General features: G+C 28.5%; 12 protein-coding genes. All 12 read left to right on the top strand.

Annotated elements, in window-relative coordinates; all coding sequences use genetic code 11:
• Nucleotides 1-8: 8 nt before the first annotated feature.
• The 12 genes from APAC_RS07325 (at nt 9) to APAC_RS07270 (ending at nt 16282) form a co-directional block, all read left to right on the top strand.
• The gene (locus APAC_RS07325) at nt 9-2246 is read left to right on the top strand and encodes a DNA translocase FtsK (RefSeq protein WP_371868580.1); all 2238 of its coding nucleotides are present in this window, start codon (nt 9-11) and stop codon (nt 2244-2246) included.
• 128 nt (nt 2247-2374) lie between these two features.
• On the top strand, nt 2375-2917 hold the full coding sequence (gene hpf / locus APAC_RS07320) for a ribosome hibernation-promoting factor, HPF/YfiA family (RefSeq protein ID WP_130233488.1): 543 nt from the start codon (nt 2375-2377) through the stop codon (nt 2915-2917).
• A gap of 91 nt (nt 2918-3008) precedes the next feature.
• Nucleotides 3009-4439: a ribosome biogenesis GTPase Der gene (gene der / locus APAC_RS07315; RefSeq protein ID WP_130233487.1), complete on the top strand. Its 1431-nt coding sequence runs from the start codon at nt 3009-3011 to the stop codon at nt 4437-4439.
• A gap of 20 nt (nt 4440-4459) precedes the next feature.
• Entirely contained in the window at nt 4460-6037 is a 1578-nt protein-coding gene (locus APAC_RS07310; RefSeq protein ID WP_130233486.1) for a SulP family inorganic anion transporter, read from the top strand.
• Nucleotides 6030-6656: a uroporphyrinogen-III synthase gene (locus tag APAC_RS07305; protein ID WP_130233485.1), complete on the top strand. Its 627-nt coding sequence runs from the start codon at nt 6030-6032 to the stop codon at nt 6654-6656. The genes APAC_RS07310 and APAC_RS07305 overlap by 8 nt, the downstream gene beginning before the upstream one ends.
• Before the next feature lie 255 nt (nt 6657-6911).
• On the top strand, nt 6912-8177 hold the full coding sequence (purD, locus tag APAC_RS07300; RefSeq protein ID WP_130233484.1) for a phosphoribosylamine--glycine ligase: 1266 nt from the start codon (nt 6912-6914) through the stop codon (nt 8175-8177).
• Between the two features lie 12 nt (nt 8178-8189).
• The gene (locus APAC_RS07295) at nt 8190-8630 is read left to right on the top strand and encodes an RDD family protein (RefSeq protein WP_130233483.1); all 441 of its coding nucleotides are present in this window, start codon (nt 8190-8192) and stop codon (nt 8628-8630) included.
• On the top strand, nt 8623-10716 hold the full coding sequence (locus tag APAC_RS07290) for an LPS-assembly protein LptD (protein ID WP_130233482.1): 2094 nt from the start codon (nt 8623-8625) through the stop codon (nt 10714-10716). Before APAC_RS07295 ends, APAC_RS07290 begins: the two co-directional genes overlap by 8 nt.
• Nucleotides 10716-11384: a phosphoribosyltransferase gene (locus APAC_RS07285; RefSeq protein WP_130233481.1), complete on the top strand. Its 669-nt coding sequence runs from the start codon at nt 10716-10718 to the stop codon at nt 11382-11384. The genes APAC_RS07290 and APAC_RS07285 overlap by 1 nt, the downstream gene beginning before the upstream one ends.
• On the top strand, nt 11368-13542 hold the full coding sequence (locus APAC_RS07280) for a polyribonucleotide nucleotidyltransferase (RefSeq protein WP_130233480.1): 2175 nt from the start codon (nt 11368-11370) through the stop codon (nt 13540-13542). The genes APAC_RS07285 and APAC_RS07280 overlap by 17 nt, the downstream gene beginning before the upstream one ends.
• A gap of 268 nt (nt 13543-13810) precedes the next feature.
• A complete protein-coding gene (locus tag APAC_RS07275) occupies nt 13811-14179 on the top strand; it encodes a response regulator (protein ID WP_130233479.1) in 369 nt (122 codons plus the stop codon).
• A 9-nt stretch (nt 14180-14188) separates the two neighbouring features.
• Nucleotides 14189-16282 carry a chemotaxis protein CheA gene (locus tag APAC_RS07270; protein ID WP_130233478.1) on the top strand — a complete coding sequence of 698 codons (2094 nt, stop codon included), beginning with the start codon at nt 14189-14191 and terminating at the stop codon, nt 16280-16282.
• The last annotated feature ends 1 nt before the right edge of the window (nt 16283 follow it).

Here is a 16283-nt window from a genome sequence, read left to right as displayed (position 1 = left end):
AATTTAAAATAGCTAAAAAAATTTTATCACTAATTTTACTATTTATTATAGTTTATTTTGAATTTTCTACTTTTGAAAGTAGTAAAGATATAGTTGGAAATGTAGGAAATTCTTTCTCTGCCTTTTCACATAAATATTTTGGATACTTATCATATGTATATTTATTACTGTTTTTATACCCTTTATATATATACAACTTTAAGAAAAATATTGAAATTAAAGATTTATTAGTAAATATTTGTATTGTATTATTAGTACTTTTTGTTTCTTTAATTTTACAAGCATTACTTATTTCAAACCCTTATGATGCAGGAGAAATAGGTTTAATATTAGTTGATAGTTTAGCCCCTATAATTGGTACAGCTGGACTATATATCTTTGTATTAATCGGTTTTATTATTTCTGGAATTGTTTTATATGAAAACTCTGATTTTGATGTGTCAAATATGAAAACAAATTTAAAAAATAAAATTAAATTAAAAAATAGTATTGATATTAAAAAACTAGAAAATAAACCAACAAACAAAAGAAGAGAAAAGAGAAGCGATCTAGTAGATAAAGAAACTGAAACTACTGATTCAATAATGCAAAGTATTAATGAAAAACTTGATACTTCTATAAAAACAGAACAAGCATCATTACTTGACGATACTAATGAATATAATATTGAACCAGTTAAAGAAAATATAAAAACTGAAACAATTAATGAAATAAAAGAAGAAGTTGTAGAAATTATAGAAGAAAAAATACCTGACTCTCATAGTGTAATTGTTGATGAACTTGAAGAGAATAGAAAGCTTCTTGAGGATATTGAATTAGGTAAAACTGAAAAGCCAAAAAATTTCGAACTTCCACCTAGTTCTTTTTTTCAACCAGCACCAAAAGAGAAAAAATCAAAAGTTTCTGAAAACTTTATTGACCAAAAAATTGCTGATTTATTAGATAAACTATCAATGTTTAAAATTGAAGGTGATGTTGTTAGAACATATACTGGACCTGTTGTTACAACTTTTGAGTTTAAACCAGCACCTAATGTTAAAGTATCTAAAATATTAAATCTTCAAGATGATTTAGCAATGGCACTTAAAGCTCAAACTATTAGAATTCAAGCACCAATTCCAGGTAAGGATGTAGTGGGTATTGAAGTTCCAAATGATGACACTCAAACTATTTATTTAAGAGAGATGTTAGATAGTGAACTTTTCCAAAACTCTAAATCACCTTTAACAATGATTTTAGGAAAAGATATTGTAGGTAAACCTTTTGTAACTGATTTAAAGAAGCTTCCACACTTGCTTATAGCTGGAACAACAGGTTCAGGAAAATCAGTTGGTATTAACTCAATGATTTTATCGCTACTATATAAAAATTCACCTGATAATTTAAGACTTGTGATGATTGACCCCAAAATGCTTGAGTTTTCTATGTATAATGATATTCCTCATTTACTAACTCCTGTTATTACAAAAGCAGGTGATGCTATTAATGCTTTATCAAATATGGTTTCAGAAATGGAGCGAAGATATACTTTAATGTCTCAAACAAAAACGAAAAATATTGAGAACTATAATGAAAAAGCAAAAAGAGAAGGGTATGATAAATTCCCTTATATTGTAGTAGTTATTGATGAGTTAGCTGATTTAATGATGACAAGTGGTAAAGATGTTGAATACTCTATTGCAAGACTTGCACAAATGGCAAGAGCTTCAGGGATTCACTTAATTGTTGCAACACAAAGACCATCTGTTGATGTTGTAACAGGACTTATTAAAGCAAACTTACCAAGTAGGCTTTCATATAAAGTAGGGCAAAAAGTTGACTCTAAAATTATTTTAGATTCAATGGGTGCAGAATCACTTCTAGGACGTGGAGATATGCTATTTACACCTCCTGGAATGTCAGGACTTGTTAGAATTCACGCACCTTGGTCAACAGAAGAAGAAATAGAAAAAGTAGTTGATTTCTTAAAAGCTCAAAGGGATGTTGAATATGATATGAACTTTATAAAAGACTCAAATTCAACAAGCTCTTCTTCTACTTCAAGTGATGCTGAACTTGGAGATTTAGATGAACTATATAATGATGCTAGAGAAGTTGTTTTAACTGATAAAAAAACTTCTATTTCATATATTCAAAGAAAACTAAGAATTGGATATAACAGAGCTGCAACTATTGTAGAGCAGTTAGAACAAACTGGTGTTTTATCTGAAGCAAATGCTAAAGGTAATAGAGAGATTTTAATTTAGAATATAACTATAATTTTAAAACTTTTGGTTATTTACTAGTTTTTATATGGGTTATTTTTACACACTTAATAATTAATTTAATATTAGATGTGATACAATATTTTAAATATATATAGAAGGAGTTGGTCATGAATACAAGTATTGTAGGAAGACATATAGATTTAACAGATGCAATTAAAGAGTATATTAACAGTTCAATTGAGGCTTTTAAAAAATATAATCTAGATATTATTTCTGTAAACTCAATTATTTCTCAAGATGAAAAACATGGGAAAAAAGCATTCTCTTTTGAGTTCACATTAAATGTTGCTCATTTAGATACAATTGTAGTAAAACAAAAAGATAAAGATTTATATTCAGCGATTGATATTGCAGTTGATAGAGTTTGTAAAGTTTTAAGAAGACACCATGATAAAATTTCAGGACACAAAGCTACAAAACTTACTGAAGTTGTTGCAGCTGAAGTTGAAGATCAAATAGCTTTAGAATTAGAAAAATTTGAGGAAGAGATTACTCCTGTAAGATTAAGCTCTTATAAACCAATTGATATTGAAGAAGCATTAGAAGAATTAAAAGCTTCAGATGCAGTATTTAAAGTTTTCTATGATAAAGATGATAATATGAGAGTTTTATATAAAAGCTCTATAGAAGGTAAATTTGGATTATACTAATTCATAATTTTTGCTTCTTAAAAAGGTATTAGCTATAATATGGCTAATACCTTTTTTAATTTATACTTACTTTATAGGATTTTAAACACAAATGAATAACTCACTTAAAAAAATTGCACTTGTTGGTCAACCAAATGTTGGTAAATCATCACTATTTAATAGAATTGCGCAAAAGAGAATTGCTATTGTTTCAGATTTGGCTGGAACTACGAGAGATATAAAAAAACATGAAGTTCAAATTATTGATAGACCTGCACTTATGTTAGATACAGGTGGAATTGATGAAACTAATGATGAAATATTTTCTCATGTAAAAAGAAAAGCTATTGAAACAGCAAAAGAGGCTGATATAATACTTTTTATGGTTGATGGTAAAAAAATGCCAGATGAAAAAGATAAAGAACTATTTTATGAGCTTCAAAGATTAGGAAAAGAGTTAGCATTAGTTGTAAATAAAATCGATAATGATAAAGAGAAAGAGAGACTTTGGGAATTTTTTGAGTTTGGTGTAGGGGATGAAAACCTATTTGGTATTTCTGTTTCCCACAATAGAGGAACTAAAACTCTATTTGACTGGATTTATGAACATCTTCCACCTAATATAGAGATTGAAAACTTAGAAAACTCAGAAGTCCTTGATAATGAAGATCTTGATATTTTAGATGATGAAGATGAAGTAAAAGAAGATTTTGTAGATGATACAAACATCAAAGTTGCAATTATCGGAAAAGTAAATGTTGGAAAATCTTCAATATTAAATGCTATTGTAGGGCAAGAGCGTTCAGTAGTTTCTCCAATTGCTGGAACTACTATTGACCCGGTTGATGAATCATTTGAATATGCTGATAAAAATATTACTTTTGTTGACACAGCGGGCTTAAGAAGAAAAGGTAAAATTGAAGGTATTGAAAAATATGCTTTAATGAGAACTAAAGAGATGCTAGAAAAAGCAAATTTAGCTTTAGTAGTACTTGATGCTTCAAAAGAGTTATCTGACCAAGATGAAAAAATTGCTGGATTAGTTGATCAATATGGACTTGGAACAATTATTGTTTTAAATAAATGGGATGAGAACATGGAAACATTTGAAAAAATGGAAAAAGCTGTTAGAGGAAGATTTAAATTCTTATATTATGCTCCTATAATTGCTGTTTCTGCAAAAACAGGAAGAAGTATTGAAAGACTTAAAAATAAACTAATAGAAATTTTTGAAAACTACTCACAGAGAATACCAACTTCTCAATTAAATAAAACAGTTGAAGAAGCTGTAATTAGACATGCTCTTCCAAGTCCAAATGGAGCATACTTAAGAATCTATTACGCTACACAATTTAGTAATAGACCTCCAAAAATTGCTTTAATTATGAACAAACCTAGTCTTTTACACTTTTCATATAAAAGATACTTAATTAATTTCTTTAGAAGTAAATTTAACTTTGAAGGAACTCCAATTCACATTATTGCAAGGGGAAGAAAAGATAATGTTGTAGATGAAGAGGAATATATAGACTTACTAAATTAAAACTTTCTTAGGAGGCACACTTGAGTAGTGCAAGTATAAAAAATGATATTTTCGCTGGAATTACAGCTGCTGTTGTTGCACTACCTTTAGCACTTGCTTTTGGTGTTGCAAGTGGAGCTGGAGCTATTGCAGGTTTATATGGTGCTATTATTTTAGGTTTTTTTGCTGCACTATTTGGTGGAACTTCTACTCAAATTTCCGGACCAACTGGTCCTATGACGGTTATAACTGCAACTGCAGTTGCAGCATTCCCAAATGACTTTTCTACTGTAATGACTGTTATATTTTTATCAGGTTTAATTCAAATATCATTTGCTTTGGTAAAAATAGGGAAATGGATACAATATATTCCATATCCAGTAATTTCAGGTTTTATGAGTGGAGTTGGAGTTATTATTATAATCTTACAAATAAACCCATTTTTAGGTGTAGAGTCCCAACCTTCAATAGTTTTAACTCTAATTAATTTTTTAGAAACAATAAAACAGATAAATTATGAAGCATTAGTTGTAGCATCAATTACTTTAGCAATTATGTTTTTAACTCCTAAAAAAGTCTCAAAAGTTGTACCATCAGCATTAATTGCTTTAATATTTGTTACATATTTTTCATATTATATGAATTATGATATTTCAAAAATTGGTGAAATTCCTATGGGATTACCTGAATTTATTTTGCCATTGTCTATTGATTTTATTAATTTAAGCCAGATCATAACTTTAGCAATAACACTAGCTCTTTTAGGTTCTATTGATTCACTTTTAACATCTATAGTTGCTGATAATATGACAAAAACTAAGCATAAACCAAATCAAGAATTAATAGGTCAAGGTATTGGAAATGCAGTTTGTTCATTCTTTGGTGCAATTCCAGGAGCAGGGGCTACAATGAGAACTGTAATAAATATAAATAGTGGTGGTACTACAAAACTTTCAGGAATGGTTCACTCAATTACACTATTAATTATTGTTTTATTTTTAGCTCCTCTTGCCTCAGAAATTCCACTTGCAGTACTAGCTGGAATCTTAATAAAAGTAGGCTTTGATATTTTAGATTATAAATTTATTAAGATAGTAAATAAAGTAAATAAAAGAGACCTTTTAGTTATGGTAACTGTATTTTTACTAACTATTTTTGTTGATTTAATTATGGCTGTTGGTGTTGGTATAACAATTGCTTCAATTTTAGCAGTATATAAAGTTTCAAAAGGAACTCAAATTAAAACAGTTAGGTCAAAAACCTCTTTTGATATTGATTTAGAAAATAAAGATACACAAATTATAAAAATTACTGGAGAGCTATTCTTTGGTACAGCTTCAGTTTTAGATGATAAAATTGATAAAATAAATAACGCAAAAACTATTATAATAGATTGTAAAAATGCTCAGTCGTTAGATTTATCTGCTATATTTACAATAGAAAATATTATTGAAAAATTAAAAGAAAAAGACTTAAGTGTTATACTTATTTTAAAATACAGACATAAAAGAGCTATTTTAGATATCGATTCAAATGGATTATTTAAAAAAACTAAAATATTTCATACAATTGATGATGCAACAAATTATATACAAAAAAGAGAATTAGACTATGCATAAGATATACCTTCTATCAAGTCAAAAATTTAAAGATGTTGAAAATTTAGAGGTTTTTAATATCCAATATATTAAGCCTAATATTAATATAGAAGATTATGATGCATTAGTATTTACTTCAAAAAATGCTATTTATTCTTTAAATCATTTTAATATAAATTGGCAAGATATTCCTTCTTATGTTATTGCTCCTAAAACAGCACAAGTCGTAAAACAATTAGGTGGTAATTTAGCTTTTACTGGTACAAATGGTCATGGTAATGAATTTGCAAATGAATTAATTCCCTATTTGCAAAATAAAAAAGTTTTATATGTAAAAGCTGAAAAAACTGTTTCAAATTTAGTTGAGATTTTAAAAAATAATTCAATTAATTTAGATAAAGCTATAGCCTATAAAACAGTATGTAATAGTTCTAAAACAAATTTAGAAAAAAATTCCATATTTATATTTACTTCTCCCTCTAGTATAGAATGCTTTTTTAATCAATACACATGGGATAAAAGTTACAAAGCTATAACTATTGGGAAAACAACAGCTGAATACTTGCCAAAAGATATTGATTATTTAATTAGTCCTCAAACTTCAATGCAAGAGTGCATTAAACTAGCTAAGTCTTTATAGTTTTAAACTCAAATTTAATCATAATTAGATAAAATATAAACAATCTAAGTGGTTCGGGATTTCCATTGTTGTGGGTCCGAATAATTAATTTTTGTGGGTAATTGTCGTCAAATGGTGTGCAGCGATTCATTATGTTTTCGCTCCTAATATTTGCACGTGCCTGCTATTGGTGGCTTATGTGGGCCGTTTTGATGGTTAACGGCCACTTGGATTAAATTAATTATTATACTAATAAAACTTATATAAGGAATTATCGTGAACATATTGATACTAGGAAGTGGGGGTAGAGAATACTCTATTGGATTAGCAATATATAAAGAAAATGCTCATAACTTATTTTTCATGCCAGGAAATGGTGCAACTAATAAACTTGGAACTAATATAAATATTAAAGATTATAATGAGTTAGCAGTTTGGGCAAAAGATAATTCTATTGATTTAACAATTGTAGGACCAGAAGCTCCTTTAGTAGATGGTGTTGTTGATATATTTAAAGAAAATGATTTAACAATTTTTGGACCAAGTGCAGCTGCAGCGCAGTTAGAGGGTTCTAAAGTATATATGAAAAATATACTTAAAAAATATAACATACCAACAGCAGCGTTTATAGAAACTACAAATGAAAAAGAGGCTCATGACTTTATTGATACTATGAGTGAACCAATTGTTGTTAAAGCGGATGGTTTATGTGCAGGTAAAGGTGTAATTATTGCTCAAAGTAAAGATGAAGCAAAACAAGCAGCATCTGATATGTTAAGTGGTTCATCTTTTGGTGATGCAGGAACTTCAATCGTAGTTGAAGAGTATTTAGATGGATACGAATTATCAATTTTCGCTATTTGTGATGGAGAAAACTACAAAGTTTTACCTGCTGCGCAAGATCATAAAAGAATAGGTGATGGAGATACAGGACCAAATACTGGTGGTATGGGTGCGTATGCTCCAACTCCACTTGTAAATGATGATATTTACCGAAAAGTTGAAGATAGAGTTATCAAACCAACACTAGAAGGTATGAAAAAAGAGGGTGCACCTTTTGAAGGTGTGTTATTTATTGGAGTAATGGTAGTAAAAGGTGAGCCTATTATCTTAGAATACAACGTAAGATTTGGAGATCCTGAGTGTGAAATTTTAATGCCTTTATTAGAAACTCCTGTTTCTGAATTATTCTATAAAGGTGCTACAAAACAACTTGATAAGTTAGACATTAAAATTAAAAATGAATTTGGTGTTGGTGTTGTAATGGCAAGTGAAAACTATCCTTACTCTTCTTCAAAACCTGCTGAAATTATTGTTGATGAAATTGTTGATAAAGAACTTGCAGCCAATTCTCATATCTCATATGCTGGGGTTGAACTTGAGGATGGAAAACTAATGGCAACTGGTGGAAGAGTTTTAGTTTGTGTTGGATTTGGTAAATCTATAAAAGAGGCTAGAGATAGAGCTTATGAACTATGTGGACAAGTTCATTTTGCTGGTAAGAAATGTAGATCAGATATTGCTTATCAAGCATTAAAATAACAAAGACTTTATATGCAAGAAAACAATAGTAGTGATTTACAATTAGCAAGTTTAAGATCAAGAGCAATGGCTTTTGTGATTGATGATTTAATTGTTACAGTTATTATTTTAGTTATTTTTTGGGAAAATATTGTTGCTGCAAGTAATGATATGAATATGATGATGCAATTAGTAAAAGTTGATTTGGTGATGCCTTTAATCTCTTTAAAAGTAATTTATCATACTTTCTTTGTTTGGTACTATGGAGCAACTATTGGTAAACTTGTTGCAAAAATTAGAATTATTGATGCTAATCATTGGGGTAGAGTATCTATATTTTCATCTTTTTTAAGAGCCGTTGGAAGAATTATTTCTGAAATGTTCTTTTATGTTGGATTTGCTATAGGATTCTTTAATGAAGGTAGAAAAACATTCCATGATATTACTGGAAGAACATTGGTTGTAAATGCATAAAAAAATATTACTTTCACTAGCCCTTGCTTCAACTTTAGCTTTTTGTAAAGAATTAAAGAATGAACAATTTGAATTAATTGCAGAGAATATCAATACTCAAAATAATACTTTAACAGCAAAAGGTAATGTTATTGTTTATTCTTCAACTTACTATTTAAGTGCTGATAAAATAATTTATGATAAGCAGAGTGAAAGTTTTGAATTATTTAATAATGTAGTAATTATTAAAGATAATAATATACAAACACAAAGTGATTATGCATATTTAAATCTAAAAGATGAATCATATAAACAATCACCAATTTTAATTCATCAATCTGATAATAATTTATGGTTAAGTTCAAAAGCTTCTAATAAAATCAATAATGATATAAACCTAGACAATACTACAATTTCATCTTGTAATTGTATCAACCCTGCATGGAGTTTAAAAGTATCTTCTGCAACTTATGATACAAAAAGCAAATGGATACATGCATATAATCCAAGATTATATCTAGGTAGTGTTCCTATCTTGTATAGTCCTTATTTTGGTTTTCCAACAGATACTACTAGAAGAACAGGACTTTTAATTCCAACTTTAGGTTATTCAAATAATGAAGGTTTATACTACTCTCAACCAATTTATTTTGCACCTGCTGATAATTATGATATTGAATTTATTCCTCAATACAGATCACAAAGAGGGTATGGGGCATATACATACTTAAGATATGTAGATTCACCTTATTCAATTTTAAAAATGAAAACGGGTGGTTTTATTGAGAATAGTAGTTATAAAAATGATTATGAACTTGAAAATAAAAAACACTATGGTTGGAATGCTGAATATGAAAGAACTAAATTATTTTCTAATGAAGATACTCAAGATGGATTTTATGCATCTATAAATTATATGAATGATATTGAGTATAGAACTCTTGAAAATGATGATGATGAAATTTCAACGGATAAAAAAGTAGAATCAAAAATAAACTATTTTTATAATACTCCAAAATATTATGGTGGAGCATATGCAAGGTACTATATAGATACATCTAAAGATAATAATGATGATACATTACAGGAATTACCACAATTACAATTTCATAAATATAATGACTCAATTCTTTTAAATAATTTACAATATTCAGTTGATACAAAATTCTATAACTACACTAGAAAAAGTGGAATAACTGCAAATATCTATGAATTAAGTTTACCAATATCATATACACACTATTTATTAGATGACTATTTATATATTACACTTCAAAATAAAACAACTTTAAGTAGATATAATTATGGTAATACAAATAGTAGTTATGAAAATGGTACTTTAATTCAAAATGAGTCTTCTATTTCTTTAGGAAGTGATTTAATTAAACCATACGAAGACTATTTGCATACAATAAATTTAAATGCAAATTATTCAGACCCTAGAAACTTAAAAGAAGATGGGGATTTATATAAAATAACTAATGATAATACAGAGCTTGAGAGTTTTCCTATTACTCAAGGTGATAAAAACATAAAACTATCTATAAATCAATCTTTATACAAAAAAGATAGTTTAAAACAATTTATTAATCATAAAATATCTCAATCAATTCTTTATGAAAATAATAATCCAAAATTCCAAGATCTTGAAAACTATATTAAAATCAATCATGATTTTGGAGATATTTCAAACAAAACAGTTTATAATATTGAAGATAAACAATTTATAGAAAATGATTCTCAAATTAATTTAAAGTATAAAGACTTAACCCTAAATGCAGGCTACTATAAATCTAAAGAAAGTCCAAATTCAGATAAAGAGGACTTAGAATCATATAACTTTGGAGTTAATTATAATATCTCAAGAGATTATAAAATTGGTTATTATGAAAACTACAATTTACTTGAAAAAGTTAGAAATAAGCAGGGTGTTAGTTTTAATATAAATGATAATTGTTGGAATTTAGATTTAAAATATGAAAGAGAGGTTGTTCCATCAACTGCTCAGAACTCTACTTCAATTGATCAAGAAGTTGTTTTTATTAACTTAGAATTAAAACCTCTTGGTGGGTTAAAACAAAAATATAAAATAAATGAGAATAAATAGTGAGTCCAGATAAAATTTATTTTAAAAATAGAGAAGTTGCTGCATTTAGATTATTAGATATACTTCCAATTGATAGTATGAAACTAGAAGATTGGACTGTAATTGCAAGTTCTTATGGTGGTTATGAGATTGCAAAAATTATTGCAGATGAATTAAATTCTAAGTATGATATCATGTTTTCAGCAAAAATCACTGCTCCAAATAATGATGAATGTGAAATTGCTGTTGTAACAGAACATGAAGAAGTATTGATTCATGAAGAATTAATCAAATCATTTGATATTAGTTTAGATAAAATATATGATAAATCTAATAAAGTTTATGAAGAGATATTACAAAATGAAGTTAATAGATTTAGACATGGAAATAAAATTGAAAAATTTGAAAATAAAAATGTTTTAATTGTAGATGAAGGTATAAATACTGGCCTTACAATGATGGCTTGTATAAAAACTGCTATTAATCTTAAAGCAAAATCTATTTCAGTAGCAACACCAATACTTCCAACAGCAAGTATCCCAACAATTGAATCAATTGCAGATGATTTATATTTTATAAAAAATTTAGATCATTTTATTTCAATTGATTTTTATTACGACTCACTTAAAGAAGTAAGTTTTGAAGATTTAGAAAATTTAAAAAAGGAAAATAATGTCAACAGTTTGTGAATTTGAGTTAAATAATAAACAAGAAATATATGAGTTTGGTAAAGTAGCCAAACAAGCTAATGGATCAGTATTAGCAAAATTAGGAAATGCAGTAGTTTTAGCTACAGTTGTTAGTGAATTTGATAATCCAGTAGAAGAGGATTTTACACCCTTAACTGTTCAATATATAGAAAAAACATACGCAGCAGCTAAATTGCCAGGTGGATTTATAAAAAGAGAAGGGAAACCTAGTGATTTTGAAACATTAACTTCAAGAGTAATAGATAGAAGTTTAAGACCACTATTTCCAAAAGGATATGTTTATCCAACAACAATTACTGTTATGGTTTTAAGTGCTGATAAAGATGTTGACTTACAAACTTTGGCCCTAAACGCTGCAAATGCTGCACTATATACTTCAAATTTACCAATTAAAAAATCTGTATGTGGTGTTAGAGTTGGGAAAATTGATGGAGAGTATATAATTAATCCAAGTGAAGAACAATTAGAAGGATCTTCATTAGATTTATATGTAGCAGGTTCTAAAGATGAATTATTAATGATTGAAATGAAAACTATTTCAAGTAGTGAATTAGTTGAAGTTGATATTGAAGCATTCACAAAAATCCATAATGCTAATGAAATGAATGAAGATAGTTTAGTTGAAGCAATTTCTGTTGCACAAGAAGCTTTAAAAGAAGCAAATGAGACATATGAAAAAGGTTTTGCAGAAGCTTCAAAAAAGATGGCTAATGTAGAATTAGTTCAATTTACTATTGAAGAATCTGTTATAAACTATGTTAGAGATAATTTTAGTGAAGAAATTAAAAATGCAATTAAAAAACTTGCAAAAAGTGAAAGAGCAACAGAACTTAAAGATGTAGCAAAAGTAATTGCTGCAAATGATTATTGTTCTTCAAATGAAATTGAATTCTCGACAATTTATGAAGCTGTTTCTATTGTAAAAAGAGAATTAGTTAGAGCTATGATTGTAAATGAAAAAGTTAGAGCAGATGGAAGAGGTTTAAAAGATGTAAGACCTATTTCAATAGAAACTAACATTTTACCTTCAACTCACTCTTCTTGTCTATTTACAAGAGGTGAAACTCAAGCTTTAGTAATTGGTACAATTGCTGGTCCAAAAGATGGTCAAATGTATGAAACATTAACTGAAAAATCGACTTCTGTTGAGAACTTTATGGTTCATTATAATTTCCCAGGATTTTCTGTAGGTGAAGCAAAACCAATGTTTGGAGTTGGTAGAAGAGAATTAGGTCATGGTAACTTAGCTAAAAAAGCACTTGAAGCTACTATTGATGATGATTATACTGAAACAGTAAGATTAGTATCTGAAATCTTAGAATCAAATGGTTCTTCTTCTATGGCAACTGTTTGTGGTGGTTCTTTAGCTCTTAAAGCTGCTGGTGTGCCTGTTTCAAATCTAGTTGCTGGTGTTGCTATGGGTATGGTTGTTGAAGGTGATAACTACTCAGTTTTAACAGATATTATGGGATTAGAAGACCATGATGGAGATATGGATTTTAAAGTAGCTGGTACTAAAAATGGTATTACTGCTCTTCAAATGGACATTAAACTTGGTGGTATAGAGTTATCAGTATTAAAAGAAGCTTTACTTCAAGCAAAAGAGGGAAGAGATCATATTTTAGGCTTAATGGAAGAAGCTGCAAGTGAAATAGTTCCAAGTGAAGCTTTACCATTAGTTGAACAATTTGCTATTGATCCAGGAAAAGTAATGGTTGTTATTGGAAAAGCAGGAGCAACAATAAAAGAAATAATTGAAAAATTCTCAGTATCAATTGACCTAGATAGAAATAGTGGAAATGTAAAAGTAAGTGGAGAAAATAAACAAAATGTTTTAGATGCTTGTGAACATATTAAAACTATTTCAAATAATGCAACTTCAAGAAAAGAATCAAAAGAAATAAATTTTGAAAAACTTTATGAATTAGAAGAAGAATTAACAGGAAAAGTTGAAAGAATTGTTGATTTTGGTGCATTTATCTCGCTACCAAAAGGTGGAGAGGGATTACTACATATTTCTAAAATCTCAAAACAAAGAGTAAATAATGTAGCTGATGTTTTATCAGTTGGTCAAGAGATTCAAATAAAAGTTCTTAAAGTAAAAAAAGATAGAATAGAACTATCAGCGGCAAACTAATTTTATAACTCCTTTTGGAGTTGTAAATCTAAAATATCAATAAACTATTTAAGTATTATCTTTCTTTCTAAATAAATTAAAACAACTTTATGTTATCATATATTGTCAAGATTAATAGCAATAAAATAGCTATAATTCAAAACTTTAAATAAAATTAATAATTTTACTGATTTTATAATGTATTTACCATATCTTCTAATATTAAATTAATATATGTTACGTTAGTATGGTTAAAATAATTTTTTAACAAAACTTAAGGGGTTCTAAAATGGCTAAGCTTTTAATCGTAGATGATTCTACAATGCTAAGAGATATGCTTAACTATGCACTAAATGAAGGAGGTTACTCAGATGTAACTGAAGCTATTGATGGTGTTGATGGTTTGGCTAAAGCAAAAGCTAATGATTTTGATTTAATTATCACAGATGTTAACATGCCAAATATGGATGGTTTAACACTTATTGGAGAACTTAGAAAAGTGCCTCAATATTCTAAAAAACCTATTTTAGTATTAACAACTGAAAGAAGTGATGAAATGAAAGCTAAAGGAAAAGCAGCAGGAGCTACTGGATGGATTGTAAAACCATTTGTTCCAGATCAGTTATTAAAAGCTGTAAATATTGTTTTAAGCAGATAAGGAGTTATCATGTCATTTGATATTTCTAAATATAGAGAAATGTTTCTTGAAGAAGCTGAAGAGCTTTTTGAATCAGCAGATAATGTACTATTAGAAGCTGAAAACAATGGGACACTAACTGATGAAGAAATGGGTCAATTGTTTAGAGATGTTCATACCCTAAAAGGTAGTGGAGCATCTGTTGAATTGGCTTTATTCGCGGAATTTACCCATGATGTAGAAAACTTAATGGATAAATTAAGAAACCACCAAATTGAATTCATTCCAGAAATGGTAGAAACATTGATTGATGGTTTAGATGTAATGAAAGAGATTCTTAATCTAGAAGTTGCTGAAGAGCTTACTAGAGAAACTTTTGAAGAAATGACAAGTGACTTATTAAAAGATATTAGAGCTTATTCTAGTGGAGAAACTCCTTTAAAAAAAGAAGAAGTACCTGTTGTTAAAGACTCTGCAGTTACAAAAGAAGCAGTAGAAGAGGTTGAAGAAGAGATTAATGACAATTTTGGGTTCTTTGATGATGATTTAGAAGAACAAAAAGAATCAACTACTAAAGCGTATGGAATATTTGCAGATGATGATTTAGAAGATGAACAAAAACCTTATGGTTTTTATGATGATGATTTAGAAGAAATTTCTAAAAATACTGAAGATGTAAAAAATATTGAGCATACAGAAGATGAAAACTTTGGATTCTTTGATGATATGCCTTCTATTTCACCTGAGTCAGTTATGGAAATTGAAGATAAACCAGCTAAAGAAGAATCAATAAAACAGACTGCTAAAGTAAAAGAAGAAGCTTCTAGTCAAGAAGTTAAAAAACCTGTAGCAAATTCTGAGAAAAGGGCAGCAAGGCCAACAAAAGAAGATAGTGTTAAAAAAGCATCTGCGAGTAACAATATTAGAGTTAATCTTGATAAAATTGATTTATTAATGAACAATGTAGGTGACTTAGTAATTACAAATGCAATGTTAACTCAATTTAGTTCAACTATTGAAGAAACAAAAACTAGAAACTCAGTTTTAGAGAGACTTGAATTACTTGAAAGACATATTAGAGATATGCAAGATTCAATTATGAGTATTAGAATGGTACCAATGGAATCTATTTATTCTAAATTCCCTAAAGTTGTAAGAGATATTTCTAAAAAACTTGGTAAAAAAGTAGAATTTAAACACTATGGAGATGGTGTTGAAATTGATAAAGCTATGATTGAAGGATTAACAGATCCTTTAATGCATATTATTAGAAACTCTTTAGACCATGGTTTAGAAACACCTGCTGAAAGAGAACAAACAGGAAAACCAGAAGTTGGTTCGATCTCTATATCTGCAGAACAAGCAAATGGTCAAATGATTATTACAATTGATGATGATGGAAAAGGTATTGATGCAGAGAAAGTTGCATTAAAAGCACTAGACCAAGGACAAATTGATGAAAATCAATATAACACTATGAGTCTTAATGAAAAAGCTGAACTAATCTTTGGAGCAGGGGTTTCAACTGCAGATCAGATTACTGATATTTCTGGACGTGGTGTAGGAATGGATGTTGTTAAAACAAATATTCATAAATTAGGTGGTGCTATTAAACTTGATACTAAATTAGGTGAGGGTACTACAATTACAATTATGTTACCTCTTACACTTGCTATTTTAGATGGTTTAGATATTAGAGTTGGTACTCACAAATATATTTTACCTTTAAGTTCAATTGTAGAGTCACTTCAACCAACCTCTGATATGATTAAAAAAATTGGAGATGGAACTCAAGACTTACTAATGCTAAGAGAAGAGTTTATTCCTGTTGTTAGATTACACCAACTATTTGGATTAGAAAAAAGTTTTGAAAAACTTGAAGATGGTATGTTAATTGTAGTTAAATCAGGTAATACAAAAGTTGCATTATCTATTGATGAATTCCTAAATCAACACCAAGTTGTTGTAAAACCACTTGATAAAAACTTTAGAAGTGTTGAAGGAATAGGTGCTGCAACGGTAAGAGGAGATGGTAGTATTGGATTAATTTTAGATGTAGTTGGAATTATCAATGCTCAAATAAAAATTGAAAAAGATATGAATGAACACAGAAAAGTATCTTAAA

It is taken from the genome of Malaciobacter pacificus (genome assembly GCF_004214795.1).
In the GTDB taxonomy this organism is placed as follows: Bacteria; Campylobacterota; Campylobacteria; order Campylobacterales; family Arcobacteraceae; genus Malaciobacter_A; species Malaciobacter_A pacificus.
The sequence above is the reverse complement of the archived record's forward strand: the minus strand, read 5'-3'. Positions and strand labels throughout refer to the sequence as shown.

Bases quoted from the DNA above. Each gene is read 5' to 3' on its own strand.
- hpf (WP_130233488.1), top strand. From the start codon at position 2,375: ATGAATACAAGTATTGTAGGAAGACATATAGATTTAACAGATGCAATT.
- der (WP_130233487.1), top strand. From the start codon at position 3,009: ATGAATAACTCACTTAAAAAAATTGCACTTGTTGGTCAACCAAATGTT.
- APAC_RS07305 (WP_130233485.1), top strand. From the start codon at position 6,030: ATGCATAAGATATACCTTCTATCAAGTCAAAAATTTAAAGATGTTGAA.
- APAC_RS07295 (WP_130233483.1), top strand. From the start codon at position 8,190: ATGCAAGAAAACAATAGTAGTGATTTACAATTAGCAAGTTTAAGATCA.
- APAC_RS07290 (WP_130233482.1), top strand. From the start codon at position 8,623: ATGCATAAAAAAATATTACTTTCACTAGCCCTTGCTTCAACTTTAGCT.
- APAC_RS07280 (WP_130233480.1), top strand. From the start codon at position 11,368: ATGTCAACAGTTTGTGAATTTGAGTTAAATAATAAACAAGAAATATAT.
- APAC_RS07275 (WP_130233479.1), top strand. From the start codon at position 13,811: ATGGCTAAGCTTTTAATCGTAGATGATTCTACAATGCTAAGAGATATG.
- APAC_RS07270 (WP_130233478.1), top strand. From the start codon at position 14,189: ATGTCATTTGATATTTCTAAATATAGAGAAATGTTTCTTGAAGAAGCT.